This window comes from Stenotrophomonas sp. YJH_SMC_105-26 (assembly GCF_059368915.1).
Genome location: NZ_JCAFSD010000007.1, coordinates 1 through 26089, shown reverse-complemented (window position 1 = coordinate 26089; position 26089 = coordinate 1). Strand labels below are relative to the sequence as shown.

At 63.8% G+C, this 26089-nt stretch carries 24 protein-coding genes and 1 pseudogene; 18 read left to right on the top strand and 7 right to left on the bottom strand.

The window, feature by feature from the left end:
• Positions 1–211: 211 nt before the first annotated feature.
• Positions 212–2857 (top strand): excinuclease ABC subunit UvrA, encoded by a 2646-nt coding sequence (locus AC5P7F_RS15790; RefSeq protein ID WP_164076881.1) that lies wholly within the window; start codon positions 212–214, stop codon positions 2855–2857.
• Positions 2858–2916: 59 nt separating this feature from the next.
• On the opposite strand, the gene AC5P7F_RS15785 is transcribed toward AC5P7F_RS15790, so the two are convergent.
• Positions 2917–3720, bottom strand: coding sequence for an SDR family NAD(P)-dependent oxidoreductase (locus AC5P7F_RS15785; RefSeq protein WP_164076880.1), 804 nt, complete (start codon positions 3718–3720; stop codon positions 2917–2919).
• Between the two features lie 155 nt (positions 3721–3875).
• Here AC5P7F_RS15785 and AC5P7F_RS15780 point away from each other — a divergent pair, with 155 nt between their 5' ends.
• Together AC5P7F_RS15780 and AC5P7F_RS15775 are read left to right on the top strand one after the other, a co-directional pair.
• The gene (locus AC5P7F_RS15780) at positions 3876–4775 is read left to right on the top strand and encodes a GlxA family transcriptional regulator (RefSeq protein ID WP_227863780.1); all 900 of its coding nucleotides are present in this window, start codon (positions 3876–3878) and stop codon (positions 4773–4775) included.
• A 54-nt stretch (positions 4776–4829) separates the two neighbouring features.
• Positions 4830–6026 carry an ATP-binding protein gene (locus tag AC5P7F_RS15775; RefSeq protein WP_197639463.1) on the top strand — a complete coding sequence of 399 codons (1197 nt, stop codon included), beginning with the start codon at positions 4830–4832 and terminating at the stop codon, positions 6024–6026.
• Positions 6027–6080: 54 nt separating this feature from the next.
• Here the strand turns inward: AC5P7F_RS15775 and AC5P7F_RS15770 are convergent, their stop codons facing one another.
• Entirely contained in the window at positions 6081–7034 is a 954-nt protein-coding gene (locus AC5P7F_RS15770) for an alpha/beta fold hydrolase (protein ID WP_049407332.1), read from the bottom strand.
• Positions 7035–7202: 168 nt separating this feature from the next.
• On the opposite strand from AC5P7F_RS15770, the gene AC5P7F_RS15765 reads away from it, so the two are divergent.
• The 8 genes from AC5P7F_RS15765 to AC5P7F_RS15730 all read left to right on the top strand — a co-directional run bounded on the left by AC5P7F_RS15765 (position 7203) and on the right by AC5P7F_RS15730 (position 14823).
• Positions 7203–7772 carry a TetR/AcrR family transcriptional regulator gene (locus tag AC5P7F_RS15765; RefSeq protein ID WP_049439746.1) on the top strand — a complete coding sequence of 190 codons (570 nt, stop codon included), beginning with the start codon at positions 7203–7205 and terminating at the stop codon, positions 7770–7772.
• A 116-nt stretch (positions 7773–7888) separates the two neighbouring features.
• The gene (locus AC5P7F_RS15760) at positions 7889–8311 is read left to right on the top strand and encodes a nuclear transport factor 2 family protein (RefSeq protein ID WP_014647156.1); all 423 of its coding nucleotides are present in this window, start codon (positions 7889–7891) and stop codon (positions 8309–8311) included.
• 79 nt (positions 8312–8390) lie between these two features.
• Positions 8391–9119 carry a hypothetical protein gene (locus AC5P7F_RS15755; protein WP_049439748.1) on the top strand — a complete coding sequence of 243 codons (729 nt, stop codon included), beginning with the start codon at positions 8391–8393 and terminating at the stop codon, positions 9117–9119.
• Positions 9120–9352: 233 nt separating this feature from the next.
• The gene (paoA, locus tag AC5P7F_RS15750; RefSeq protein ID WP_046430654.1) at positions 9353–10000 is read left to right on the top strand and encodes an aldehyde dehydrogenase iron-sulfur subunit PaoA; all 648 of its coding nucleotides are present in this window, start codon (positions 9353–9355) and stop codon (positions 9998–10000) included.
• Positions 9997–10947, top strand: coding sequence for an FAD binding domain-containing protein (locus AC5P7F_RS15745; protein WP_164076877.1), 951 nt, complete (start codon positions 9997–9999; stop codon positions 10945–10947). Before paoA ends, AC5P7F_RS15745 begins: the two co-directional genes overlap by 4 nt.
• Complete coding sequence (paoC, locus tag AC5P7F_RS15740; protein ID WP_164076876.1) at positions 10947–13151, top strand: aldehyde oxidoreductase molybdenum-binding subunit PaoC; 2205 nt, start codon at positions 10947–10949, stop codon at positions 13149–13151. Before AC5P7F_RS15745 ends, paoC begins: the two co-directional genes overlap by 1 nt.
• An 8-nt stretch (positions 13152–13159) precedes the next feature.
• Positions 13160–14221, top strand: a complete 1062-nt coding sequence (locus AC5P7F_RS15735) for an XdhC family protein (RefSeq protein WP_164076875.1) — start codon at positions 13160–13162, stop codon at positions 14219–14221.
• On the top strand, positions 14197–14823 hold the full coding sequence (locus AC5P7F_RS15730; RefSeq protein ID WP_164076874.1) for an NTP transferase domain-containing protein: 627 nt from the start codon (positions 14197–14199) through the stop codon (positions 14821–14823). Before AC5P7F_RS15735 ends, AC5P7F_RS15730 begins: the two co-directional genes overlap by 25 nt.
• Positions 14824–14862: 39 nt before the next feature.
• Here AC5P7F_RS15730 and AC5P7F_RS15725 read toward each other — a convergent pair whose 3' ends face one another.
• From AC5P7F_RS15725 to AC5P7F_RS15715, 3 genes are all read right to left on the bottom strand, one after another.
• A complete protein-coding gene (locus tag AC5P7F_RS15725; RefSeq protein ID WP_164076873.1) occupies positions 14863–15333 on the bottom strand; it encodes a hypothetical protein in 471 nt (156 codons plus the stop codon).
• Positions 15334–15690 (bottom strand): hypothetical protein, encoded by a 357-nt coding sequence (locus AC5P7F_RS15720; protein WP_164076872.1) that lies wholly within the window; start codon positions 15688–15690, stop codon positions 15334–15336.
• Positions 15691–16145: 455 nt separating this feature from the next.
• Positions 16146–16901: a tetratricopeptide repeat protein gene (locus AC5P7F_RS15715; RefSeq protein ID WP_164076871.1), complete on the bottom strand. Its 756-nt coding sequence runs from the start codon at positions 16899–16901 to the stop codon at positions 16146–16148.
• A gap of 225 nt (positions 16902–17126) precedes the next feature.
• Here AC5P7F_RS15715 and AC5P7F_RS15710 point away from each other — a divergent pair, with 225 nt between their 5' ends.
• From AC5P7F_RS15710 to AC5P7F_RS15685, 6 genes are all read left to right on the top strand, one after another.
• Positions 17127–21416, top strand: a complete 4290-nt coding sequence (locus tag AC5P7F_RS15710) for an RHS repeat-associated core domain-containing protein (protein ID WP_164076870.1) — start codon at positions 17127–17129, stop codon at positions 21414–21416.
• Between the two features lie 4 nt (positions 21417–21420).
• Entirely contained in the window at positions 21421–21981 is a 561-nt protein-coding gene (locus tag AC5P7F_RS15705; protein WP_140222830.1) for a hypothetical protein, read from the top strand.
• Between the two features lie 200 nt (positions 21982–22181).
• A complete protein-coding gene (locus tag AC5P7F_RS15700; RefSeq protein WP_164076869.1) occupies positions 22182–22493 on the top strand; it encodes a hypothetical protein in 312 nt (103 codons plus the stop codon).
• Positions 22494–22655: 162 nt separating this feature from the next.
• Positions 22656–22865, top strand: a complete 210-nt coding sequence (locus tag AC5P7F_RS15695; RefSeq protein ID WP_164076868.1) for a TraX family protein — start codon at positions 22656–22658, stop codon at positions 22863–22865.
• 93 nt (positions 22866–22958) lie between these two features.
• Positions 22959–23393 (top strand): DUF4124 domain-containing protein, encoded by a 435-nt coding sequence (locus tag AC5P7F_RS15690; RefSeq protein WP_164076867.1) that lies wholly within the window; start codon positions 22959–22961, stop codon positions 23391–23393.
• 659 nt (positions 23394–24052) lie between these two features.
• Complete coding sequence (locus AC5P7F_RS15685; protein ID WP_164076866.1) at positions 24053–24700, top strand: HEPN domain-containing protein; 648 nt, start codon at positions 24053–24055, stop codon at positions 24698–24700.
• 55 nt (positions 24701–24755) lie between these two features.
• On the opposite strand, the gene AC5P7F_RS15680 is transcribed toward AC5P7F_RS15685, so the two are convergent.
• Both AC5P7F_RS15680 and AC5P7F_RS15675 read right to left on the bottom strand, forming a co-directional pair.
• Entirely contained in the window at positions 24756–25136 is a 381-nt protein-coding gene (locus tag AC5P7F_RS15680) for a DUF3653 domain-containing protein (protein ID WP_164076865.1), read from the bottom strand.
• Positions 25137–25514: 378 nt separating this feature from the next.
• Complete coding sequence (locus AC5P7F_RS15675; protein ID WP_229298564.1) at positions 25515–25904, bottom strand: Mov34/MPN/PAD-1 family protein; 390 nt, start codon at positions 25902–25904, stop codon at positions 25515–25517.
• A gap of 45 nt (positions 25905–25949) precedes the next feature.
• On the opposite strand from AC5P7F_RS15675, the pseudogene AC5P7F_RS15670 reads away from it, so the two are divergent.
• Positions 25950–26089, top strand: a pseudogene (locus tag AC5P7F_RS15670) (integrase core domain-containing protein); the annotation flags it as partial.

Here is a 26089-nt window from a genome sequence, read left to right as displayed (position 1 = left end):
AGCGGCTGCATCAAGGGTGCGGCAACGTGGCGTCAAGCCTTCAGCCAATGCAGGTTAACAATCAGCCGTATAGCGCGGTTGGCGTCGGCCACCTGGTGTTCCGACGCTGCACGCAATCAACATCCCCTCACTCCATTCACCCTGCAGCAGCGACAATAGCCGCCCGTGTGCGCATGCATGTATTCCACTCATTGGCAGCAGGATCGCGAAGATGTCCAACACCCCCTTTGGCGAGTCGTCATGCGCTGCCGCAGCCAGCGGCTGCATCGAGGTCCGCGGCGCACGCGAGCACAACCTGAAGAACGTCGACGTCTCCATTCCGCGCAATGCGCTGGTGGTGTTCTCCGGGGTATCGGGTTCGGGCAAATCCTCGCTGGCGTTCGGCACGGTCTTCGCCGAGGCCCAGCGGCGCTACTTTGAATCTGTCGCACCGTATGCGCGCCGCCTGATCGACCAGGCGGGCGTGCCCGACGTGGATGCCATCGACGGCCTGCCGCCGGCGGTGGCCCTGCAGCAGCAGCGCGGTGCCAGCAACGCACGTTCATCGGTGGGCAGCGTGACCACGCTGTCCAGCCTGGTACGCATGATGTATTCGCGTGCAGGCGCGTACCCGGCCCACCAGCCCATGCTGTACGCCGAGGACTTCTCGCCCAATACGCCGCAGGGGGCCTGCAGCACCTGCCATGGGCTGGGCCACGTCTACGAAGTGACCGAAGCGCTGATGGTGCCGGACCCGTCGCTGAGCATCCGCGAGCGCGCCATCGCCTCCTGGCCGCCGGCCTGGCATGGCCAGAACCTGCGCGACATCCTGGTCACCCTGGGCTACGACATCGACGTGCCGTGGAAGAAGCTGCCGAAGAAGGACCGGGAGTGGATCCTGTTCACCGAGGACACGCCGACCGTGCCCGTCTATGCCGGCTTCACGCCTGCCGAGACGCGTGCCGCACTCAAGCGCAAGCTGGAGCCCAGTTACATGGGCACCTACACCGGCGCCCGCCGCTACGTGCTGCACACCTTCGCCAACACCCAGAGCGCGCTGATGCGCAAGCGTGTCTCGCGCTACATGGAAGGCAAGCTGTGCCCCGCCTGCAAGGGCAAGCGACTGACGCCCGAAGCACTTTCGGTCACCTTTGCCGGTGTGGACATCGGTGAGTTCATGCGGCTGCCGCTGGATCAACTGGCCGGGCTGCTCGAGCCCATCGCGCAGGGTGACTTCAGTGCACACAGCCACGGCGCACGCACCCGCAGGAGTGCGACGCCCCGCGATCGCGCCAAGCGGGCAGCCACTGGCCGTGCGACCCACGAGGGCGCGCCCGATGTGCGGCTGACCTCGGCCCTGTCGGAGGAAAAACGCCTGGCCGCGCAGCGACTGGCGGGTGGGGTCATGGCGCGGGTACGGCAGCTGCGCGAGCTGGGCCTGGGGTATCTCTCGCTGGATCGTGCCACGCCCACCCTGTCGGCCGGCGAACTGCAGCGCCTGCGGCTGGCCACACAGCTCAGCTCGTTGCTGTTTGGTGTGCTGTACGTGCTCGATGAGCCGTCGGCCGGCCTGCATCCGGCCGACAGCCAGGCGCTGTACGACGCGCTGGACCGGCTGCGCGATGGCGGCAACTCGGTGTTCGTCGTTGAACACGATCTGGACCTGATGCGACGTGCACAGTGGCTGGTGGACGTGGGACCGCAAGCGGGCGAGCACGGCGGGCGCGTTCTCTACAGTGGCGAGCCCGACGGCCTGCGCCGCATCGAGGACTCGCGCACCGCGCGGTACCTGTTCGACCAGGTGCCTGCGCCTGCCAGCCGGCAACGCAGCGCCGACCGCTGGCTGGAGCTGAAGGGCATCCACCGCCACAACCTGCAGGGCGTGGACGCGCAGCTGCCGCTGGGAGTGCTGACCGCAGTGACCGGCATTTCCGGATCGGGCAAGTCCAGCCTGATGGCGCAGGCGCTGCCCGAGCTGATGCTGCTGCACCTGGGGCACGAGCCCGTGGACGACAGCGCCGACAGCACGCCCGAGGACGGGCCAACCGTGATCGAAGCGACGCGGGGCCAGCTTGCCGGAGCCGTGGACGCCATCCAGCGCGTGGTGCAGGTGGACCAGAAACCGATCGGCCGCACGCCACGCTCCAACCTGGCCACCTATACCGGCCTGTTCGATCACGTGCGCAAGCTGTTCGCCGCGACCCCCGACGCGCGACGCCGCCGCTTTGACGCCGGCCGCTTTTCGTTCAACGTGGCCAAGGGCCGGTGCGAGACCTGCGAAGGCGAGGGTTTCGTCAGCGTGGAACTGCTGTTCATGCCCAGTGTCTATGCGCCATGCCCCGCCTGCCATGGCGCCCGCTACAACGAGGCCACGCTGAAGGTGTTGTGGAACGGCCGCAACATTGCCGAAGTCCTGCAGATGACGGTCGACCAGGCACAGGCATTCTTCGCCGGTGAGGAAGCCATCGCGCGGCCGCTGCAGCTGCTGCAGGAGATCGGCCTGGGCTATCTCAGGCTCGGTCAGCCGGCCACGGAGCTTTCAGGGGGCGAGGCGCAGCGCATCAAGCTGGCGACCGAGCTGCAGCGCAGCCAACGCGGCCGCACGCTCTATGTGCTGGACGAACCCACCACCGGCCTGCATGCGTTGGACGCAGACAGGCTGCTGGTGCAGTTGCAGCGGCTGGTGGACGCGGGAAACACCGTGGTGATGATCGAGCACGACATGCGGTCTGTCGCACAGGCCGACTGGGTGATTGACGTCGGCCCGGGCGCAGGCGGCGCAGGTGGAACCATCGTGGCGAAGGGTACGCCACGCCAGGTGGCCCGCGCCAAGGGCAGCAGGACGGCGCCGTTCCTTGCCAGGGAACTGGCGCTGTAGCGACGTCATCCCCGGCTATCGCACTCCACCACGCCGGGCATCTGCAAGCCGTTCGCCGATCAGGCGCCGCTCACATAGCGCGGCGCCGGCTGCGCACGCGAAAGGCCCGGTGCCATTGCCTTGCGTGCCTGCTCGAAGGCGTCCCACTCAGCGATGTCCGGAAGCGCGGGAATGGTCACAAGTTCACCCTGCGCCAGCCCGGCCAGGGACGCGTCCACCATGTCTTCGGCGCTCATCACGATGCCCTGTGGCAGGTGCTCCACCGGCAGGCCGGAAAGGTGCCAGAAGTCGGTTGCGGTGGCGCCCGGCAGGACGACCTGGACACGCACGCCCTTGTCGGCCAGCTCATGGTGGAGCGACTGCGAGAACGCCAGCACGAACGCCTTGCTTCCCGCGTAGACCCCGTTGAGCAGCTCCGGTGCCAGCGCGACGATGGAGGCGATGTTGATGATCGTGCCCCGGCCACGTGCCACAAACACCGGCGCTGCAGCATAGACCAGGCGCATCGCGGCGTTCACGTTGAGCGTGATCATGCGCTCCATCTCGCCGATGTCCGACTGCAGCAGGGGCGCCGTAGCGCCGATACCGGCATTGTTGACCAGCACCTGGATATCCGCTCGGCCTTGAATGACCTTTTCAACTTCGGCACGCCCGTCGGAGGTGGTCAGATCCGCGGCGACGATGTCCACCGTGCGGCCGGTGCTGCGGGCCAGCGCTTCGGCCAGTTGGCGCAGGCGGTCGGCGCGTCGCGCGACCAGGATCAGGTCATGGCCGGCGTGGGCCAGGCGATCAGCATAGATCGCCCCGATGCCGGACGATGCGCCAGTGATGAGTGCGGTGCCGTGATGGGTAGGGTCGTTCACAGAGGTCAGTCCGAACCGGCGAACGTCGCCGGGGTCAGGGGAAATCTAGGTCGGCTTGTAAGTGTCGTAAATGTCGTATATACCTCGTTTACGGCCACCCCTGAAAAACCGTCATGCCCAGTGTTGGATTTGTCCTGCCCGCCGGATTCCAGACCATGGCGATCGCCGCGGCGTCCGCCTTCGAACTGGCCAATGCCACCGAAGGCGAGCGCCTTTACGATCTGCACATGCTGTCCGAACAGGGCGGGCTGGTGCCCAGCTCGCTTGGCATGGCCATGCAGACAGCGCCGCTTGCGCAGCAGCCGCTGGATACCATGATCGTGGCCGGCCTGCTGGAGCCAGCCCCGTCCAGCGGCGCGCTGATCGATCCGATCCGTCATGCGGCCGCACGCACGCGCAGGACCGCGTCGGTGTGCACCGGCGCGTTCCTTCTCGGCGAAGCGGGGTTGCTGGACGGGCGCCGCGCCACTACGCACTGGTTCCACGCACGTGCGCTCAGGCAGCGCTTTCCCGCCGCGCAGGTGGAGGAAGACCGCATCTTCATCACCGATGGCCCGATCTGGACCTCCGCCGGCATGAGCGCGGGGCTGGACCTGGCGCTTGGCATGATCGAGCAGGACTTCGGTGCGGATCTGTGCAGGGCGGTGGCCCGGAAGCTGGTGATCTACCATCGGCGCGGAGGCGGGCAGTCCCAGCATTCGGTGCTGCTCGAGCTGGATGCCCGGTCTGATCGCATCCAGAACGCGCTGACCTTTGCACGCCGCAATCTGCGCGCCACCTTGTCGGTTGAAGAACTGGCGCAGGCCGCGCATCTGAGCACCCGCCAGTTCAGTCGCGCGTTCCGCGAGGAAACCGGACAATCCCCCGCCAAGGCAGTGGAGGGCCTGCGGGTGGAGGCCGCTCGCGTGTTGATCGAGCAGAGCCGCTACACGATGGATGAAGTGGCGACTGAAACGGGCTTCGGTGATACCGAACGCATGCGACGTGCCTTCCTGCGCGCCTTCGGCCAGCCGCCGCAATCGCTGCGGCGCAACGCACGGGGCGGGGCGGACTGAGTGTTCATGGCTGGATTCATGGGATGATGCACCACTGCGCCCGACTGCCACTACATGCACACACTGACCGATCCCCACCTGCTGAATGACATCGCTGAGATCGGCCGTATTGAAGCAGTGCCGCGCATCCTTGAAACCGTCGCCCATATCACAGGCTCAAGATTCACCGCGATTGCCCGGGTGACAGAAACCACGTGGACCGCCTGCGCCACCCTGGACACCCTGGGGTTCGGGCTCGTTCCGGGCGGGCAGCTGGTCCTCGAAACCACCCTCTGTGACGAGATCAGGCAGTCATCGACCTCCGTGGTGTTCGCGCACGCCAGTGCACATCCGCTGTATTCCAAACACCATACGCCCAGGATCTATGGGCTGGAGAGTTACGCCTCCGTGCCGATCCATCGGCCGGATGGCAGTTTCTTCGGCACCCTGTGTGCCATTGATTCGTCGCCGGGCAACTTCGATGAGGCGCATGTCCAACGATCCATGGAGCTGCTTGCCGACCTCGTTGGCAACTACCTCGACAAAGAGGATCAGCTGCTGGAGGCAGAGACAGCCCTTTCAACGGCACAGCGTGTTTCCGATCTGCGCGATCAGTTCATCGCGGTGCTGGGCCATGACCTCCGCAGCCCGCTGCAGGCCATCAGCGTGGCCGCCGATTCACTGGAACTTGAGGCAACTTCCGAGCGCCAGCAGCGGATGCTCGCGCACATCGCCGCCGGCGTCACCCGGATGGATGGCCTCATCGGTGATGTGCTTGATTTCGCCAGGGGGCGGCTGGGAGGAGGCATTCCGGTCTCGCTCCAGGAAAGCCACACCTTGCAGGCGGCGCTTGAACAGGTTGCAGAAGAAGTGGCGATCGCTACCGGTCGGCAGGACATCAACGTCCAGATGCGGATCGAAGGTGGCGTGGTCTGCGACACCGGCAGGCTGTCGCAGCTGCTGGCCAACCTGCTGACCAACGCAGCCCAGCACGGCGAGCGCTCCGCCCCAGTCACGCTGAGGGTTCATGCCGCATCCCATCGCCTCACGCTGGATGTGCATAACGCCGGCTGCATTGCGCCTGAGCGGCTGGGGACGATTTTCAGCCCGTTTTCGCGTGAGCAGGGCGAGCTGCCCAAGCCAGGGCTTGGCCTGGGCATCTACATTGCATCGGAAATTGCCAAGTCCCACGGCGGCACACTGGACGTGCAGTCGAGTGAGAGCGACGGCACCGTGTTCACATTCCAGATGCCGACCGCGGCGCGTCCATGAAGGTGGGCGCCAGGCAACAGAAGGGCTCCGGCACCGCGCCGGAGCCCTGGCCACTCACTTTTCCTGCAGGAACGTCAGCAGGTCCTGGTTGACCTTGTCCTTGTGGGTGTCGGTCAGGCCATGCGGCGCACCCGGGTAGACAATCAGCCTGGCGCCCTTGATCAGTTTCGCTGACTGGCGGCCAGAGATATCGATCGGCACGATCTGGTCGTCGTCACCGTGGATCACCAGGGTGGGGACATCGAACTTCTTCAGGTCGGCGCGGAAATCGGTGGCCGAGAACGCGGCGATCGAATCGTAGGTGTTCTTGTGGCCGCCCTGCATGCCCTGCGCCCACCACGCATCGATCAGCCCCTGCGACACCTTCGCACCGGGGCGGTTGAAGCCATAGAACGGGCCCGACGGAATGTCCCGGTACAGCTGCGCGCGGTTATCCATCTGTGCCTTGCGGATGCCATCGAACACTTCGATCGGCAGGCCGTTGGGGTTGTCGGCGGTCTTCAGCATGAACGGCGGCACCGAGCTGATCAGCACGGCCTTCTTGACCCGGCCGGTGCCATGCCGGCCGATGTAGCGCGCCACTTCGCCACCACCGGTGGAGAAGCCCACCAGGGTCACATCGTGCAGGTCCAGTGTGTTGATCACCGTGGCCAGGTCATCGGCGTAGTGATCCATGTCGTTGCCGTCCCACGGCTGGCTGGAGCGCCCGTGGCCGCGACGGTCATGCGCGATGACGCGGTAGCCATGGTTGGCCAGGAAGATCATCTGCGACTCCCAGCTGTCCGAATTCAACGGCCAGCCATGGCTGAAGGTCACGACCGGGCCGTCCTTCGGGCCCCAGTCCTTGTAGTACAGCTGCACGCCGTCGGCGGTGGTGATGTAGCTGGCAGTGCGCGCGATGGCGGTGACCGGAGCCGGCTTGGCTGGTTCGGCGGCCTGCGCGGACAGGCCGGCCTGGACCGAGAGGGCGAGGGCGGCAACGGCCAGGGTACGGGCGAAGGTGTTCATGCGGAAACTCTCATGGGTGGGTGGTGAGACGTACTTTGCGCCTGCAATCAGGCGTCCGGGTGATGAAGTGTCCGGATTTCTTGATAGATCGTCTTGCACGGATGTGCGCGTACGAATCGATCGCGATCGCCTGTTGACAAGGTAGAACGCCCGTTCTACCTTGCAGCCATGAGCAAGCTCACCACCGACACCCAACAGAAGATCCTGGCCACGGCCGAGGCGCTGATCTACCAGAACGGGATCCACGCCACCGGCATGGACCTTCTGGTGAAGACCTCGGGCGTGGCGCGGAAGAGCATCTACCGCCACTTCGAGAACAAGGACGACGTGGCCGCCGCTGCATTGAAGGCGCGCGACGTGCGCTGGCTCGCCTGGTTCCGGCAGGAGTGTGAGAAGGCGGATACCCCGGAAGCACGCATCCTCGGCATGTTCACCGTGCTCAAGAACTGGTTCCAGTCCGAGGGCTATCGCGGGTGTGCGTTCATCAATACCGCAGGGGAGGTCGGCGACCCTGCCGATCCGATCCGGGAAATCGCGCGGAATCACAAGCAGAAGCTGCTCGATTACACGCGGGAACTTACCGAACAACTGGATGTGGAGCAGCCGGCGGACCTGGCCCGTCAGCTGCTGATCCTGATGGAAGGCGCCATCACCCTGTCGCGCGTGATGGGTGATTACGGCGCCGCAGACACCGCGAAGGACGTTGCAAAGCTGTTGTTGGAACAGGCCAAGCGTTAGCGCCTGGGTACGCCAGATCCTTTGAAGCAACCCGTATATCCATTTCTATTGGAGGTCTCCCCGTGTCCGCAGAACAGCCCCGTCCGCCGCTTCCTCCGTTCACCCTTGAATCGGCCATGCAGAAGGTGCGTCTTGCCGAGGATGGCTGGAATTCCCGCGATGCCGACAAGGTGTCGCTTGCCTATTCGCTCGACACCCAGTGGCGTAACCGTGCCGAATTCACCAATGGCCGGGAGGAAGCCCGGCAGTTCCTGGCACGCAAATGGAACAAGGAACTTGAGTACCGCCTGATCAAGGAGCTCTGGGCCTTTACCGAAAACCGCATTGCGGTCCGCTACGCGTACGAATGGCACGACGACTCCGGCAACTGGTTCCGTTCCTATGGCAACGAAAACTGGGAATTCGGAGAGGATGGCCTGATGCAGCGCCGCTTCTCCTGCATCAACGACCTGCCGATCAAGGAAAGCGACCGCAAGTTCCATTGGCCGTTGGGGCGTCGCCCGGACGATCATCCGGGGTTGTCGGAACTGGGTATGTGATTCCCGCTGAGGCGCCTTCCGAAGCGCGCTCAGGTACGATGGGGCGGCCGGCATCTGCGCCGGCCGGGGCAGGGGCGCAATGGACATGCAGGCAAGGGGCGGCGTCGATCCGCCGGCAACGACGGATTCGCAGGAACTGACATTCCACTGGCTCTATCAGCGGGTGCAGGGGCTGGTTGAGCACAGCATCTACCCGAAGGCGGGCAGGGTGGAGACGTGGGCGTTCCGCATCGGCATGGGTGCGGCGATCGTCGGCATTCTCACAGGCCAGCTTCCGGATCGATGGCTGCCTGTTGGCGTAGTGCTCCAGGTGGTTGTTGCCTGCCTGGCAATCGAAATTGGAGGGTTCATTGTCGGGGGCGTCCTGGCCGCCCGCAGGGGCATTCGCCAGTTCAGTCAGCCTCGGCTCTCGCACGCGCGGGAGATGGATGGCGATTTCGCGCACTGGCAAGCGGTGGTGACCGAGCTTCGCGGATTCCCGCGCGTCCAGCGCGAGCGGCGCCTCAAGTACGTCAGTCACCTGCGCACAAACATGATTGAGCGCATGGGCATGATGTATGGCGGGCTGCAGCGGCTTGGACCATTCCCGCTGTTGATTGCCCTCTACCTGCAGTTCCGCGGATGGAAATGGGGCGACTGGGCGGGCGCTTTCGATGTTGGATTGCTAGGCGCACTGCTTATCTTCGCCATGGTGCTGCTGTACCTGCTGGGCTGGATGCTGATCGGCCTTCGCACCAGGCTGGATACCTACGTGGCATTGTTGGAGGGCTCTATCCACGAGCCCGAACCCTCGAAGCCAGCGCCGTGAGGGATAAACAGAACTGTGAGCCATCCAGTGAAGCATACGCATGGTTCAAGAGTGCCGCGCTGAAGAGTAAAAGTCGCGGTTGCCTGCATTGGTCGGATCGTACATGTCGCCGACTTCACAGGCCTGTACCCCGCAGATGGGCATAGTGCCCCTTGGGTAGTGTGAGCGCGTCCATCCAGCCACGGGATTTTCCCGAACGCCAGGAGGTCACTGTGCCAAGTTGTGATGAAGGAATGAAGTTGACGCGTCGCCAGGTGATCGCCGGCGGCGTCACGACCGTGGCAATGTCCGCCGCACCGGGGGCGTCATCGCTCGCCGCCGAACTGGCGACGCCCCCGCCGCCCAGGCCGCCGGTCATCAGCACGGTGGCGTTGACCGTCAACGGCAAGCGGCGGGAGCTTGAGCTCGACACGCGGACTACGCTGCTCGATGCCCTGCGCGAACACCTGAAGCTGACCGGGACCAAGAAGGGCTGCGATCACGGTCAATGCGGTGCCTGTACCGTGCTGGTCAACGGTGAGCGCATCAATGCCTGCCTCAGCCTGGCGGTGCAGCACCAGGGCGATGCCATCACCACCATCGAAGGCCTCGGAACCCCCGATGACCTGCATCCGCTGCAGGCCGCCTTCATCAAGCATGACGGCTACCAGTGCGGGTACTGCACGCCGGGGCAGATCTGCTCGGCGGTGGCGGTACTGGACGAGATCAAGCGGGGTGTCCCCAGTCATGTGCAGGCAGACGTCAGCGCACGGCCCCGGGCCACCAACATGGAGATGCGCGAACGCATGAGCGGCAACCTCTGCCGCTGCGGAGCCTATTCCAATATTGCCGAGGCGATGGAAGAGGTTGCAGGCGTGACCCCTGCAGGGAGGCGCGCATGAGGGCCTTCAGTTACGAACGCGCGAAATCCCCGGCCGAGGCCGCCAAGGCCGTCGCCGGTATCGAGGGCGCGAAGTTCCTGGCCGGAGGGACCAACCTGCTCGACCTGATGAAGCTGGAGGTCGAGACGCCAGCGCACCTGGTCGATGTGCAGGACATCGGCCTGGACAGGATCGAACCCACCGACGAGGGCGGCCTGCGCATCGGCACGCTGGTCACCAATACCGCGCTGGCCTCGCATGAGCGCGTGCGCCGCGACTACGCGGTGCTGACCCGCGCGATCGTGGCAGGCGCCTCCGGGCAGCTGCGCAACAAAGCCACCACCGGCGGCAACCTGCTGCAGCGCACGCGCTGCCCGTATTTCTACGATCCCCATCTGCCCTGCAACAAGCGCCTGCCCGGATCAGGGTGCGGCGCACTCGAGGGGTTTTCCCGTCAGATGGGCGTGATCGGCACCTCGGACAGCTGCATCGCGACCTATCCGGGCGACATGGCGGTGGCCCTGCGGGTGCTGGACGCCTCGATCCAGACCGTCACGGGTGACGGCAGTACGCGCAGCATCCCGATTGCCGATTTCCATCGTTCCCCCGGCGACAGGCCGCAGCAGGACAACGTGCTGCAGCGCGGTGAGCTGATCACCCACGTCACGCTGCCGGAGCCGCTGGGCGGTCGGCACGTGTACCACAAGGTACGTGACCGCGCGTCCTATGCGTTCGCACTGGTGTCGGTCGCCGCGGTCGTGCAGCGAGACGGTTCGGCGCGGTTCGCCTTCGGTGGAGTTGCGCCGAAGCCGTGGCGCGTCGAGGCAGCCGAACCGCTGCTGCGCGACGGCGTAAAGGCCGCGGCCCGGCAGGTGTTCGCCGGCGCCCGTCCGACGCGGGAGAATGCGTTCAAGATCGCTCTCGCCGAGCGCACCCTCGCAGCCGTGCTGGTGGAAGGAGAGCGCTGATGCCCCTTGAATTCAACGCCCCCGCCGGCGACAACCTGTTCGACAAGGCCAAGGTCGTCGGCAAACCGACGCCGCGCATCGACGGTCCGCGCAAGACCACCGGCACCGCCCCCTATGCCTACGAGCGCCACGACGTGGCGCCGAACCAGGCCTACGGCTACATCGTCGGTGCGGGCATCGGCAAAGGGCGCATCATTTCGATGGATGCCTCCCGCGCGCGTGCCGCGCCCGGCGTACTGGCGGTCATCACCGCACCGGAGACCAAGCCGGTCGGCAAATCGAACTGGAACAATGCGCCGCTGTTCGGTGGACCCGAAGTGGCCCACTACCACCAGGCCATCGCCTGCGTGGTGGCAGAGACCTTCGAGCAAGCCCGCGCCGCCGCGGCGCTGATCCGCACCCGCTACGAGCGCAGCAAGGGCCGCTTCGATTTCCCGGCCCTGGCACCGACCGCGCCGCTGGCAAAGGGGCGTGACGGCAAGCCCGACCGGCAGGCGCTGGGCGATTTCGACACCGCCTACGCGAGCGCCGCGGTCAAGCTCGACGAGACTTATCACACCTCCGACGAAAGTCATTCGATGATGGAGCCGCACGCCACCATCGCCGCCTGGGAGGGTGACACGCTCACGCTGTGGACGGCGAACCAGATGATCGACTGGGCCAGGCAGGGCATGGCGGCGATCCTCGGCATCGACCCTGCCAAGGTGCGCGTGGACTCGCCCTATATCGGCGGCGGCTTCGGCGGCAAGCTGTTCATCCGTGCCGACGCGGTGCTGGCCGCATTGGCGGCCAAGCAGGTCGGGCGACCGGTGAAGATCGCGCTGCAACGCCCGTTGATGCCCAACAACACCACGCACCGGCACGCCACCCTCCAGCGCGTGCGGATCGGCTGCGGAAAGGATGGCCGGATCTCCGCCATCGCCCATGAGAACTGGTCGGGCAACATCAACGGCGAGGATGGCGAAAACGGTACCCTGCAGACGCCCAAGCTCTATGCGGGCGCCAACCGCCTGGTGGCCAACTACATCGCCACGCTCGACATGCCCGAAGGCAATGCGATGCGCGCACCGGGTGAAGCACCGGGCCACATGGCGCTGGAAGTGGCGATGGACGAAATGGCCGAGAAGCTGGGCCTCGATCCGATCGCGTTCCGCATCCTCAACGAGCCCGAGGTCGTGCCCGGCGATCCGTCCAAGAAGTTCTCCGACCGCAACCTGGTGCGCTGCCTGCGCGAAGGCGCGGAGCGCTTCAACTGGAACAAGCGCAACGCCAGGCCGGCGCAGGTCAGGGAAGGGCACTGGCTGGTCGGCATGGGCGTGTCCGCGGGCTATCGCGGCGCACCGACAATGAAGTCGGCGGCGCGGGTCCGGCTTGACGGCCAGGGCGGGGTGATTGTCGAGACCGACATGACCGACATCGGCACCGGCTCCTACACGATCATCGCGCAGACGGCAGCCGAGACCATGGGCGTGCCGCTGGACCAGGTCCAGGTCACCCTCGGTGACTCCCGTCATCCCGCCTCCGCCGGTTCCGGCGGCCAGTGGGGCGCGGCAAGCTCCACCGCGGGCGTGTACGCGGCGTGCGTCAGCCTGCGCCGCAAGGTGGGCGAGAAACTCGGCTTCGACGGCGACACCGCAAACTTCGCCAATGGCCGCATCCAGGCGGATGGGCGGACCATCACGCTGGCGGAGGCGGGAACCCTGTCGGCGGAGGACGGCATTGCCTTCGGCGACTTCAAACAAGGCTACGACGTCGGCACGTATGCAGGGCATTTCTGCGAGGTCGCCGTGCATGCCTACACTGGAGAGACGCGCATTCGCCGCATGCTTGCCGTATGCGATGGCGGCCGGATCCTCAATCCGCTGTCAGCACGCAGCCAGGTCATCGGCGGGATGGTGATGGGTGCGGGCGCGACCCTGATGGAGGAGCTGGTGGTCGACAAACGGCTTGGTTTGTTCATCAACCACGACCTGGCCGGCTACGAGGTTCCCGTGCACGCCGACATTCCGTACCAGGAAGTGGTCTTCCTCGACACGCTGGATCCGGTGATCTCGCCGATGAAGGCCAAGGGTGTGGGTGAACTGGGCATCTGCGGGGTTGGCGCCGCGATCGCCAATGCGATCTACAACGCAACCGGCGTGCGCGTGCGCAGCTATCCCATCACCCTGGACAAGCTGTTGCCCGGCTTGCCCGACATAGGCTGACGTTGCGCATGGACCGACCCGTAGCCTCGCCCACTCTGGAGGTCTCCGCCGCAGGCGGAGGGGAGCCCGGCGATCTTGCCGAGGACCTGTCCGCAGCGCCGGGCTTCCTCGCCGAAGGCAGCCCGCGCGGCGTACTCGAGACGGCCTTGACGCGCGTGCGCGCGGGGGAGCACGCCGTGCTCGCGCTGGTGCTGGAAACCGATGGCTCCACCTACGCCGGTGCCGGCGACATGGTGCTGTTCTGCAACGGCAGCCAGGTCGGCTGGCTGAGCGGCGGATGCCTGGAGCCCGAGCTCGCGCGACGCGCGGAGCAGGTGAGCGCGGCAGGGCGGGTCGACTGGATCGAGATCGACACCCGCAGTGACGACGACCTGTTGAGCGGGTCCGCGCTCGGCTGCCGCGGCCGGCTTCGGGTTGCGCTGCTGCCGTTGCGTGCCATGGCCGGCATCGACGACGTTATCGAGGCTTGGTTGCGCGAGGGCGTGTCACTCCAGCGCGACCTTCGCACGTCGGGGCAGGTCGTTTTCCGTGCCGGCCATCGCGAGCAGGCGTGGCCGCTGCATCCGATGGAGGGTACACAGCCCTTTGGCGAGGGCGCGTGGCGTTTGCCGTTGCCCCGGCTTCCGCGGGCCCTGGTGTTGGGGGGCGGTCCCGAAACGCCCTTCCTGGTTCCGCTGCTGCGCGGCCTGGGGTGGCGGGTCAGCGTGGCCGAACGGCGAGCGCGCTGGGCCCCAGCCGGGCAGTGCGCGGATACGCATCTTCAGACCAGCCCGGCCGAGGCCCTTCATGGCGACCAGTGCGACGCGGTACTGGTGATGCATCACGATTTCGAACTGGACCGGGAGGCGCTGGTGGCCCTGGCTGATACCAACGTCGCGTTCATTGGACTGCTGGGTCCGCGGCGAAGGCGCGAGGACCTGTTCAAGCTGCTGACACCGGATCAGCGCCACCGCCTTTCCCCGAGACTTCGATCACCGGTCGGCCTGAACATCGGCGGCCGAGGGCCAGAGGCGATTTCGCTCAGCATCGCCGCGCAGCTGCAGCAATGGCGAGGCGCGCACGGCAGGTGACTGACGCGCATGCGATCGTCGTGCTTGCTGCCGGCGGGAGCACCCGACTTGGCCAGCCCAAGCAGCTTCTGACCCGGCAGGGCGAGACCCTGGTACACCGCGTAGTGCGGCTAGCGCTGGAGCTCGCGCCAGCGCAAGTCCTGGTCGTGGTGGGCGCGAACGCACAGGCCGTGACATCCAGCGTTGCCGGGCTGGATGCCACTCCGGTAACCAATCACCACTGGGAGCGTGGCCTGGCGAGCAGTCTGCAGGTTGCCGGCGCACACCTGCTGCCCACGGTGACCGCGGTGATGATCGTGGCATGCGACCAGCCCGCAATCGAGCGCTCCCATCTGCAGGCGCTGCTTTCCGGTGCCCGCGCCGCAGCGTCAACGTGCGCGGGCACCCGCCACGGAAATGCGCTTGGCGTTCCCGCAGTCGTGCCGCGCGCCTGGTTCACCCCTGTCGGTGCATCCGGTGACCGCGGCTTCGGAGCGCGCCTGCGGCAACTTCCTGTCGATACAGTGCATGTCCTACAGGCACCGGAACTCGGCCTGGATATCGATACGCCAGAAGATCTCGCGCGTGCGCGCGATGCGGGCTGGATCGATGCCGGGAGGTGACCTGCATGATCACTGGGCCAATGCCTGTCGCGCAGGTGACTAGTGCGGGCCACATCGCGCGCCCTCAGGCACCTCGCCCCCGAACATCTGCAGCACCCGATCCGACAGAACAGGTTCCGGCACGTCAGCCAGCACCTGCTCCAGATAGCCCACCGGCTCCAGCTGCCATTGAAGCAACGTACCAAGCTGCACAACGGCGGGCGCCCGCTGCTCCGCGTCCAGTGAGACCTGCAACAGCAGATGGTGCGAGCGCCCCTCCAGCCACAGCGCGCGTATGCCCCGGCAATGAACCTGGAACTCGGCATCTCGGCGCCGCTCGACGAACTGGAAGCCCTGTCGTGGCCGAGAGTCCACGAACTGCATCGCCTGGCGGCGCAGTTGTGAGAATCGATCGTCGTTGATGTTTTGGAACGCGACAGGCGAGGGCACTAGCGTCGCCGGCCACTGCGCCTGTGCCGCAACCACCACCACAAGACAGAGCGCGGTGGCCGCCCAGCGCCACCACGCCACTCACCCCTCCGGATGCAGGCGCGTACTGGCGTGTGCGGCGAGGCCGAGTCCGGCCATGATCAGGCCCTCCATGACGCGAGGGCCGACATACTGCTCCAGCTCGCCGTTCTCGCGGGCGCGCTGCGCGGCCAGCAGGATCTCCAGCACCACCCGAAGGCCTGCCAGAGAGCAATCGGTATCTGCCAGGGCGATGCGTCGGCCGGGCATCTGATGGCGTTCCGGCCACGGCTGGCCATCGGAGGCGGCGCCCGAGCCGATGCTGTGCAGCAGGGCGATGAGGGTGTTCGGGTCCAGCGCAGGGCCATTCGCAGGCGTGTCGCGAATCGGGTGCGGGGCAGGGGAGTGGGGCTGGGTCATGGCTGGGCTCCTTGCGTGCATGCAGAAGCCGCCACCGATAAAGGTGGCGGACGGTGCGAGGTTCGAAACCCGGTGTTCGCTAAACCGGCAGGCACAAGGCCTCCACGCACCGCCCGCCATAGCCGGCCGACGGATTGCCAGCCGGCACCACACAGGGTGATGCCGGCTGGCAAGCGTTTACTTCAGCGAACTACCGGGGTTTCGAATCCCGGCCACCTGTTTCCGGTGGCACGGAGAGGAATACGCCCGGCTGTGCGCGATGCCAATGCAGTAAGGCCGATGCCGTCACCACATTCAACATTTTCAGAATCGTTGCATATGGCGCAACGGGGCTGGAGCCTTGTGCTGCAAGGTTGTTGTCGGTGTCGGCGGTGCACACCTTACGAGTGTCGGCATCCGCCCGGCGAGGCTATGAGCGAGGCGGATGCGACAGGATCGCCAAAGGCCGCCAGGCGTCAGTAGCCCTTCAACGCAACCTTGGTTCGCTCCAACCACACGGCATTGTGGCTGCGCGCGTGCCGCGACCAGTGCTGGGCATCATCGATGATGCTGGCGAACAGGCTGCGGGCCTGCTCGCGGTCGTCGGGCTGCGGCTGTGCCATCAGCCACTCGGCGTACAGGCAGCGAGCGGCCGCATCGTTTCCGCATTCCACGGCCCGCTCGAACGCGGCGCGGGCTCCGGGTGCTTGGGCGGCAGCCAGTGCCTGCGCGTAAAGCAGCGTCTGTTCCGGCTTGCGGCGTACATCCAGATGGCGGGCGAACAGTCCGTCCAGCGTCTCCACCGCAAGCGCGGGTTGCCCGGAATCGAGGCGGGCACGGGCAAGGCCGGTCAGGATGTAGGGATCGTCGCCCAGCGGCGAGCTGGCCGCTTGCTCGAGCAGGGTGCTGGCTTCCTCCGCCTGGCCGGCATCCAGCAGCGTCATGCCAAGGCGAACCCGGTTCTGCACGGTGGGCGTGCGCGCCAGTTCGGCGCGGGCATTGCGCAGGTCCTGGCCCGGGTCCATGAGCTGCTTGGCGGAACGGACGACCTGCCGGGCGCCGCGCGAATGGCGGACTTCCGGGAAGTAGATCGCCAGGAAGTAGACGACGCTGCCGAGCAGCGGGAACGAGAAGAGCAGGATGAGCCAGTAGAGGCTCTGGCCCGAGCGGATGGCGTGTACCGCGAAGTAGATGGCGGCCAGTACGTGGAGTCCGATTCCGATGTAGGGCATGTGTGCCGCCTCGTCCTTGTGAGGGTTGGCACTATAGGGGGCGAAGGGCGGCGTGAAAACGGGTAATCACCCGAATGACCCTCACATGACCATAACGTATGACCGCCCGGAGCAAATTAGACTCGGCCGCACTCACTGGCTGCTGATGTGGCGGTGACCGACGCCGGAAGGATGCCGCGTTGATGCGGGTTCGGCCGCTTTAATGGATTGCCGGGAGACCACAGGATGGGTCGAATTGCATGGATGGGTGTCTTCGCTTGCTTGGCCGCAGGACCGGCATGGGCTGAAGTTCCCCCCGAATGTGTGGAGCTGTACCAGGAGGCGGGCGCGAGCCCCGGGTCACAATCGTGCCGGGATGATGCGTCAAACGCCCAGTTTGGTCTCGGGACCTACCACTGCGAAAACCCGCGGATCATCGACGAGTACTGCGGCGGCGTGGTGCTGCCGCCTTGGGATCCTGGCAAGAACAACCAGTGCGACGTGACCACCGGCGCCACGCAGGTGGGTAATCCGATCAATGCGCTGCTGGGCATCAAGGTTCAGACCGAGACAGATGTGTCGGACGCGTCTGGCCACCTATCGTTGCAACGTCATTACAACAGCCTGTCCATCGACAGCAATCCCGGCATCGAGCTGGGGCCGCGCTGGCGTCACAGCTTCCAGATTTCGCTGGCCACTGCCGACGAGGGGGCAGTACTGGTGCGCCGGCTGAACCTGCCCAGCGGCGACAGCTATCGCTTTGTCGGCCAAGACCAGGATGTCTGGCTACCCGACGCGGACGTGCGTGAGCGCTTGAAGGTGGTCAAACAGAATGGCACGCAAACCGGATGGGAGGTCGCCGGTGACGACGATACCCGCTACCAGTTCAACCTCGATGGCAAGTTGGTACGGATAAGCTACGTTGACGGCGATGTGTTGAGCTTGCGCTACACCTCGAGCGGGGCGTTAAGGGACGTCACCGACAGGCGAGGGCGCCGCTTGAGCATGAGTTATTCCTCCGGTCGCCTCAGCACGGTGACGCGCCCAGATGGGCGCACCGTCAAGTACGTCTACACCCAGCAGAACCTCAGCCGGGTGCGGTATGACACCACGGAAGGAGCAAGCGCGACGTTCTCCACCGTCGGCTATGCCTACACCGACAGCGACGACCCGCTGCTGTTGACAGGAATCGTGGATGAAACCGGCCAGGCCTTTGCGAATTGGGAGTACGACACCCAGGGTCGCGCCGTTGCAAGCTGGCATGGCGGCTTGGACAGCCCGATTGATCGGGTGTCGGTGTCCTATGGTTCACAACAATCACAGGTCACCAATGCGCTGGGCAACACCACCACCTATGCCTATACCCTTGCCCTGGGTCGCGCCAAGCAAACGTCGATTGACCAGCTATGCAGTCAGTGCGGCGGCTCGCAGATCAGCCAGCGCAGCTACGACGCAAATGGCTATCCCGACGTCCTCACGGACTTCAACGGGGTTACTACCGACGAGGACTATGATGCCCGGGGCCTGCTGACCCAGCAGATCAGCGCCTCCAACGACACCCAAGGCTACAGGCGCACCATACAGACTGACTGGCACCCCCAGTTCCGGGTACCGATCGAGCGCCGCATCTACGATGCAGCGGACGTACCGGTCTCACGCTGGACCTGGGCATACAACGCACGCGGGCAAGCAGTAGGCGCAACGTCGCACGATCCGGCTTCCAGCTTGGCTCGGACCACCACCACGACCTACTGCGAGCAGGCCGACGTCAACGCGGGGAACTGCCCATTCGTAGGCCTGTTGACTTCGATCAAAGGTCCCCGCAGCGATGTTGCGGAGCTTACGACCTATCAGTATTACGCCTCCGATGACGCGGCCTGTGCCGGTACCCCGACCACTTGCCCGCACCGGAAGGGGGATCTGTGGAAGGTCAGCAATGCACTGGGGCACATCACCGAGTACTTGGCCTACGACGGTGCAGGCCGAGTACTCTCGATGCGAGACGCCAACGGCGTAGTCACCGATTACGGTTATCACCCACGTGGCTGGCTCTCCACCCGCATCGTTCGTGGACCTGATGACTCGAGCCCGGCCGATGATCAGATCACACGCTTTGACTATTGGCCCAACGGCCTGGTCAAGCAGGCGACCCAGCCAGACGGCGCCTTTGTTGTGTTCACCTATGATGCGGCCAAGCGGCTGACAAGCATTGCCGACAATGCCGGCAACACGCGGCAGTACACCCTCGACAATGCGGGCAATCGGGTGACAGAGGACACGCTGGATGCCAGCGGCGCACTCACACACACACTTTCGCGCATCTACGACCAGCTCGGCCAGCTGACAACACTGGCCACCTCCAGCGGTGACCCCACCGACATTGGCTACGATGCCAATGGCAACGCCACCCAGGTTACCGATGCCCTCGGGCGGAGAACCCAGCTCGGATACGATCCGCTCAATCGCCTGGCCAGCACATTGCAGGATGTCGATGGCGTGGCGGCGGAGATCCGCAGCCAGTACAACGCGCTGGATCAGGTCACCCAGGTCACCGACCCGAAGGGCCTGCATACCACGTACGCCTATAACGGGTTCGGCGATCTGACTGGACAGGTCAGCCCAGACAGTGGCGCTAGCAGCTTTACCGTGGATGCGGCAGGCAACCGCAAGACGGCCACCGATGCTCGTAGCGTCACCGCCACCTATCACTACGATGCACTCAACCGCCTGATCGGCGTCGCCTACCCGGACCCCAATCTCGACGTGGGCTACAACTACGACGTCGCACCAGCGGTCTGTGCTGCCGACGAGCGCTTTGCCAAGGGACGCCTGGGGCAGGTGCTGCACGCCAATGGCAGCACCCAGTACTGCCACGACCGCTTCGGCCAAGTCACCCGCAAGGTGCAGACGCTCAATGGGGTGGCCAGTACCCTGCGCTATGCCTACAGCAAGGCGGGTCGCCTGACGGCGCTGACCTACCCCGACGGTAGCGTGGCCGACTACGTGCGAGATACCCAGGGGCGCATCAGCCAGATCGGCCTGAGCCGACCCGGCCAGGCGCGCCAGATCGTGGTGAACAACGTGACCTATGCGGCCCTCGGCCCGGCGACTGGCTGGACCTATGGCAATGGTCGCCAGCTACAACGCCCATTGGATCTGGATTACCGCCCGCAGGCGGTACATGACCCGGCCGCGGGCGGCCTGTCGCTGGGCTATGGCTACGATCCCGTCGGTTCAATCACCGAATTGAAGAACGGCGCAGGCTCGACGGTGCTGGCCCAGTACGCCTACGACACGCTGGGTCGCCTGACCCAGACCCAGGACGGTACGACCGGTACACCGATTGAAACCTATACCTACGACGCCACCGGCAATCGCACCGCGCTGACCACCTCGGCAGGCATCGCCAGCTATACCTATCCAGCAACCAGCCACCGGCTGACGGCCGTGGATGGCGAGGTACGCAGCCATGACGCGGCGGGCAACACCACCGGCATCGGCGGCAAGACCTTCACCTACAACGATGCCAACCGCATGAACGCGGTGAAGCAGGGCGATGCTGTACTGGAAAGCTACGCCTACAACCATCGCGGTGAACGCGTACTGCGTACCCCGGCCGGTGGCGCTGCGCAGATCACGTTGTACGACGAGGCGGGGCAGTGGCTGGGCAACTACTCGGCCACGGGTCAGGCGCAGCAGCAGGCGATCTGGCTGGACAACTATCCGGTGGCGCTGATCAATGTGCCGGCTACCGGCGTGCCAGAGCTGGCCTACGTGCAACCGGATCATCTGGGCACACCGCGCGTGGTGATCGATCCGGTGCGCGATGTGGCGATCTGGGAGTGGAGCAACAAGAGCGAGGTATTTGGCAACCAGATTCCGAGTGCCGACCCGGATAGTGATGGTGTGGCGTTCGAGCTGGCGCTGCGCTTCCCGGGCCAGCAGGCGACGGCTGCAAGTGGGCTGTTCTATAACTACCAGCGGGAATACGACCCGGCTGTGGGGCGGTATTCGCAGAGTGATCCGATTGGGTTGATGGGGGGGATTAGCACTTATGGCTATTCGGCCGCCCGGCCAACGGATCGAATTGACGAACTCGGTTTGAAGGCCTCATGTAAATGCACGAAGGAAGGAGCAAAGATCACTGTAAAGCTCAAGTTCAAGGGGGAGGCGGCTTCAGATAGTGCTCGCATTACATCACTCCTCTCCAGCGTTGAAAGAAGTTGGTCAGCCCCAGGATTCGATGTAAAAACTAAAATAGGGGGGATTGGCGCGACTGAAGTTAACCTATTGCCCGGCAAGGGGCGATCCAATAGGATAAACTGGTATACTGGCGAAGACACATGGGTCGCAAGCCACGAAGTTGGTCACATCATGAAACTGGGAGATAGATACATAGAAGATCGACCAGGTCACACCACTCCCCAACCGGGCTGGGAGGGCACGGTGATGGCAGAGCACCTCGGCGAGGTGACGCCCGCCGATCGCCAGGGAGTGCTGAACGCCCTAGGATGCAACTGCGACTGTGGAGGCTGATATCATGCGTTCGATCCTTAAGTTGCTTGCCATGTCGATAGGCCTGTTTATTTCTTTCTCGGCCTGCACGACGGATTTTTCTGGGCGAGACCTAGATCCAATAGTATCCGACCTTGTCAAAAGATTGGCAGGGACGCAGAAGCAGCGCCAGGCCGCTGTTGATCAGATCGAGTTACTGGGGGGAGGTGCAATCCCTTATCTTGTTGGGCATCTTGAAGATAATCGACCGCTCGCCTCCCCAGGCCTCGTAATGACGAATAGAGATCCTTCTGGATTTGAAAGTCGCCGCGAATACACCCCGGAGACTGTTCACGATGTAATTTCAGCAATACTCAATGAGGCTACTGGCCAGAGTTTTGTATTTGTATATAACGGCGGCACAGCAATAGAGCGGAAGAATAACGCATCTCAGTGGGTGCTTTGGTGTCAAAAATCCTTTCCAGATATGCGAGATATTTGCGCAAAAAACGAGCCACTCCCGAAAAATCCGAGCCAGGGCAAAGTCGAGACTTCGCCTCGCAAGGGCTCCGTGGATCGCAAGGAATCAGGCCTCGACATTCACTAGCGGGTTGCTCGATGGAAGGGATGCACGGGTCGTAGCCCATGCAGTCGCGACAAGGGGTTTTTTATCGAGGGGGGGGGGCACACAGCCACCTCACAACTGGGATGCGGATAGTCGAGCCGATATCGACGCAGGTGCAATCGAAGCGATGCATGAGACGCTGGGCAACCGGCCTACAGGCTGCGGCTGCGGGGGATAGAATGATGACCTGGACGCTGCTTGCCTTCTACGCTGTTCTCGCGGTGCTTACGTATTTCGCAATGACCGGCAGAACTCCTACCAGACGGCTGTTATCCGCGATTGGAATAGCTGCCGTTCAGATTGCTGCGCTTGTGTGGATTCAGATCATTGCCAGAGCGCTGGGGTCGCAGTCCACTCATGGATCTTATTCCATCGGAGTCGGTGAAATCTATCTCGCCATACGCCCCATTCTCTTGTTCAACGTGGCAGTTTGCATTGCGCTTGTTCTGATATTTTTGACTGCACTATCGGGAAAAAAGGCAGCTGGCAAGTAGGTTCCCGCGCTTCAACTTGCGAGGGCAGGCTTGTCTTTGGAACAGACAGTGGCGGCGAGAAATGCTCTGAAGTCCTACTATCGTGGTCGCCACTGGATACTCTTTTGCCGAAGATCAGTAACAGGTTCGGCTATCCCGTAGCACAGGAAATACTGGCAAAGAATGGGGGCGACGCTGCCCGGGCCATTGCGCGATCTGGGAGCACAAGTCTTCCGTGGACGCTCGGCTTGGTTGGTACTGGTCTCGGCCTTCGCCGCGATCTGCTGGTTCAACGGCAACCTGTGGGCGCTGGCAGCGATTCCGGTCGCATTGGGCATGTCTCGGGTGGCTTGGCCGGTGCCGCGTGGCCGGTGGGCCTTCTACGGCTACTAAGTTGGGCATCTGGCGTGTCTTGGGCTGGTGGCGCTTATACTGCCGCCGTGAGCGCCAGCCATTTCCTTGGCGCTCAAGCATCAGGGGGATGCCATGTTCACAAGGATTGCAGCTGGATTGCTGCTGTGTGCACTCGCCGCGCCTGCGGTCGCCCAGCAGATTTACAAATGCGTCACCAAGGCCGGGACCGAATACCAGTCAGCGCCGTGCGCCAACGGCGAGGCGGCCAAGACGTGGGCCGTGGAGGTCGCGCCTCGATCTGAGGGCGTCATTGAGAATGAGCGCCGCCTGGACGCAATTCGACAGCAGAATTCAGCGTCTATCGCGCCCCGACCTGCACCAACGCAGCCTGTCTATCGGATCGGCGGTGGTGGCGCACGCCTCCACAACATTTCTCAGTACAGGGACCCGGAAGCATGCGAAGCCGCCAAGGCCGAGCGAGAGCGTGTTTTCCGCATGTACGGTTCTAACCGGCCTTACATGGTCGGCCGCCGCATGGATGACATGGTTTGGTCGGCCTGCAAGTAGGCCGCTTGCATATATCACTGGCCTCGCCAGATCCTATCCAGAAGACAAATTGACGCCATGCCAATATCCATCGACGCCAGGCTAAAGGTGCGCTTGATCGAGTTGCTCGCCGATCAATTGCGTCATTCCTTCGTGTGGTATGACAGTTACATTTTTGATGCGGGTGGGTTGAACCCCGGGGAAATGGAGGCAAGCTTCCCGATAAAGGGAAACTTGCGGATGAGCTCCGCCTCTTCATCGGAGACGACGCGTTCACTACCTTCGTACAGGGCGAGTTAAATAGGCACTTTAACGGCGGGGGCTATAACCGGGACGCGGACATCAAGCCTCTCACGTCGTATCCCGGATATGAGGATACAGTCGGCTTGGCCACCGCCTTGGTTGAGAGCTTCTGCTCCCTTCCATGGAAGTATCAAGTGTGTATGCGTCTACCAGAAGGATTTGGCGATCTCCTTAAGATGCACCCTGACGGGTTCGAACTGTCAGATCGTCATCGAATTCTGCTAGGGTCTGCCCTCACTAACCCTTACCCCAGCCACCCCAATCGACTACTTGATCTGGCTTCGGGAAAGCCTCTTCCCGGAGATTGGGATGACGCAGGCGCATATCTTGTCGTCGATGTTGAGGGTTACTTCAGAGTCCTCAGAACCGAGCCAGTGATGTCCGCTCGGGATGACATCTTTTCTTTCATAGGCCTCGCTCTCGCCTTCGGCCTATTTGGAAGTGGCAGAGCGGGGGAGCTCGGTGCGCCACGAAGATCACATCAGCTGATCATCTATCGGTTGTCGCACGAAGACATGGATGGACAGGGCTTCGTAGCCCTTGACGAGCACCTGCAGTCCGGCATTCGAAACCTATCAGTACTGGCGGACCCAGCAGAGGATGGCATGCACTTAGCCTACGCGCTGGAGCGCATCGGCTCCGTTTTTCGATCTGCAAATGGAAAGAGTCTTCGTCTGTCAGCGCGATGGCTGTTCGACAGTCACTGCGGCAGGGACGAGCTACTTAGCTATGTCCAGGCGACCGTCGCCATTGAAATTCTTCTGGGCGATGAGGATGCCGATCCGGACGTAGGCCTCACAACGCTGATGGCTAATCGTTGCGCATACCTAGTGGCGACCACTGCCAAGGCGCGGGCGCACATTCTTAGGGCCTTCAGGGATATCTACAAGGTGCGATCCAAAATTGTTCATCGAGGCAAGAGTCGCCTCAACTCGAAGGAGGTCATGCTATTCAATTACCTTACGGCTCTCGTCCGCTCCGTAATCGACAAGGAACAGCGCTTACTTGAGCGCGGCGAGCGATGATGGTGGGTCACAGGCTTTCTCGGGGGTGTAGGGGCGTAGCCCCTACGGAAGCGCCTCACACGCGCTGGCGAGGCGTCGGCCCCGGCATCGGCAGGACTACTGATGGTGGTTCGGCGTCAGGGCCAGCCATCGCCATCGCCGACCGCTGTTTGCGCTGGCTCACAACGTCCCGCAGGTTGACGACAGTGGCAGGATGATGGCGAATACCGGCATCGCGATTACGCCCATTTCTGGAACTGTCGATCGATGGCACCGAGCGTGCAGCTTCCATCATCCGGCGCCATTCCTGCGCTTGGCAGGCGGTGAGTGACAGCCAGGCCAGATCTTCGGGAAGCAGCTCGCGGCCTTCGGGCGTGATCAGACGATCACCGAGGAAAGAAAAACCGGCCCAAGGGCCGGTCAAGTCGATACGGTGGTGCGGGTCGAACTCAATCATGCCGCGATCTCATCCTCGGCCGGGGACTGAGCGCGCAGGCAAGAGCCGAGCCAGAGGCCCAGCCATTGCCATGCGGAGGACACGAACGCCGCCACAGCCCGATACATCATTTCGCAATCTTGGTAGGTATGTTTAGTGTTGCATCAGTAACGGACTAAATTTAAAAGCGTTTTTGCCGATATAGCACATTAATCTGTTGCGCCTTTTGCATCGAGCCTTGTGTTGCGCGACTCAGGCTCCTAAGCGCAACAGGCCAACTCGTGGTCCGCAACACCCAGAACAGTCGCTGCAAGGCTTCTGACTAGTGGCCAGTCCCCCTCGCCGCTTGTCCCCTCTTTGAGCTTCAAAGCTTGCGGCTTCATGGGTCAACGCATTTTTTTATCGGTGGGGCTGAAAGAGGTCGCCATTACCGTCTCCATGAACCAGCTCGACGTGGAGACCTTGCCTCCCGACAATGATCGAAAGCTGCGGTCGCTTGTCTTTTCTCCCCGTAGCCAGTCGGCGCCATTCCGAGCGGTCCAATCCGGACGGGGTCGGGTAGTCCTCCGGGTGGGTGTGCCATTCGCCCAGATATCGTACCGTGCCACGTGAGGCGCGCCAGCGATCAAGGGCAAGCTTGGCATGACCGAATGGGGAGCGGTGAAAAAAGGTGCGCAGCCTGAGGTCCCAGATAGTTGGGGCTGTGGCCTGTTCAATGATCAGATGCTCGCCATGAACTGTCCCAAGAAGTAGCCCGCCTGACTCGGGAGCTTGATCGCCGTCTTGCACGTAGCGGGCAAACACATCCAAAGTGGCCGGCGAGAGATGAATGAGCTCGCCCAAGCCCGCCAGGTCATCGCCGACTGGCGACGCGACTACAACCAGGTGCGACCACACAGCAGCTGCGGTCGAATCCCGCCTGCCCAGTTCGCTGCCAACCACCGAGCACAACAAGCCGACAACGCAGTAACCTT

What these genes read in the sequence shown, in the direction of transcription:
- AC5P7F_RS15760 (WP_014647156.1), top strand. Translation starts at nt 7,889, where the DNA reads ATGCAGAAGGTGCGTCTTGCCGAGGATGGCTGGAATTCCCGCGATGCC.
- AC5P7F_RS15710 (WP_164076870.1), top strand. Translation starts at nt 17,127, where the DNA reads ATGGGTCGAATTGCATGGATGGGTGTCTTCGCTTGCTTGGCCGCAGGA.
- AC5P7F_RS15690 (WP_164076867.1), top strand. Translation starts at nt 22,959, where the DNA reads ATGTTCACAAGGATTGCAGCTGGATTGCTGCTGTGTGCACTCGCCGCG.
- AC5P7F_RS15780 (WP_227863780.1), top strand. Translation starts at nt 3,876, where the DNA reads ATGGCGATCGCCGCGGCGTCCGCCTTCGAACTGGCCAATGCCACCGAA.
- AC5P7F_RS15755 (WP_049439748.1), top strand. Translation starts at nt 8,391, where the DNA reads ATGGACATGCAGGCAAGGGGCGGCGTCGATCCGCCGGCAACGACGGAT.
- AC5P7F_RS15775 (WP_197639463.1), top strand. Translation starts at nt 4,830, where the DNA reads ATGCACACACTGACCGATCCCCACCTGCTGAATGACATCGCTGAGATC.
- AC5P7F_RS15685 (WP_164076866.1), top strand. Translation starts at nt 24,053, where the DNA reads ATGTCCGCTCGGGATGACATCTTTTCTTTCATAGGCCTCGCTCTCGCC.
- paoC (WP_164076876.1), top strand. Translation starts at nt 10,947, where the DNA reads ATGCCCCTTGAATTCAACGCCCCCGCCGGCGACAACCTGTTCGACAAG.
- AC5P7F_RS15735 (WP_164076875.1), top strand. Translation starts at nt 13,160, where the DNA reads ATGGACCGACCCGTAGCCTCGCCCACTCTGGAGGTCTCCGCCGCAGGC.
- AC5P7F_RS15720 (WP_164076872.1), bottom strand. Translation starts at nt 15,690, where the DNA reads ATGACCCAGCCCCACTCCCCTGCCCCGCACCCGATTCGCGACACGCCT.
- AC5P7F_RS15770 (WP_049407332.1), bottom strand. Translation starts at nt 7,034, where the DNA reads ATGAACACCTTCGCCCGTACCCTGGCCGTTGCCGCCCTCGCCCTCTCG.
- paoA (WP_046430654.1), top strand. Translation starts at nt 9,353, where the DNA reads ATGAAGTTGACGCGTCGCCAGGTGATCGCCGGCGGCGTCACGACCGTG.
- AC5P7F_RS15765 (WP_049439746.1), top strand. Translation starts at nt 7,203, where the DNA reads ATGAGCAAGCTCACCACCGACACCCAACAGAAGATCCTGGCCACGGCC.
- AC5P7F_RS15730 (WP_164076874.1), top strand. Translation starts at nt 14,197, where the DNA reads ATGGCGAGGCGCGCACGGCAGGTGACTGACGCGCATGCGATCGTCGTG.
- AC5P7F_RS15700 (WP_164076869.1), top strand. Translation starts at nt 22,182, where the DNA reads ATGACCTGGACGCTGCTTGCCTTCTACGCTGTTCTCGCGGTGCTTACG.
- AC5P7F_RS15705 (WP_140222830.1), top strand. Translation starts at nt 21,421, where the DNA reads ATGCGTTCGATCCTTAAGTTGCTTGCCATGTCGATAGGCCTGTTTATT.
- AC5P7F_RS15715 (WP_164076871.1), bottom strand. Translation starts at nt 16,901, where the DNA reads ATGCCCTACATCGGAATCGGACTCCACGTACTGGCCGCCATCTACTTC.
- AC5P7F_RS15680 (WP_164076865.1), bottom strand. Translation starts at nt 25,136, where the DNA reads ATGATTGAGTTCGACCCGCACCACCGTATCGACTTGACCGGCCCTTGG.
- AC5P7F_RS15695 (WP_164076868.1), top strand. Translation starts at nt 22,656, where the DNA reads ATGGGGGCGACGCTGCCCGGGCCATTGCGCGATCTGGGAGCACAAGTC.
- AC5P7F_RS15745 (WP_164076877.1), top strand. Translation starts at nt 9,997, where the DNA reads ATGAGGGCCTTCAGTTACGAACGCGCGAAATCCCCGGCCGAGGCCGCC.
- AC5P7F_RS15790 (WP_164076881.1), top strand. Translation starts at nt 212, where the DNA reads ATGTCCAACACCCCCTTTGGCGAGTCGTCATGCGCTGCCGCAGCCAGC.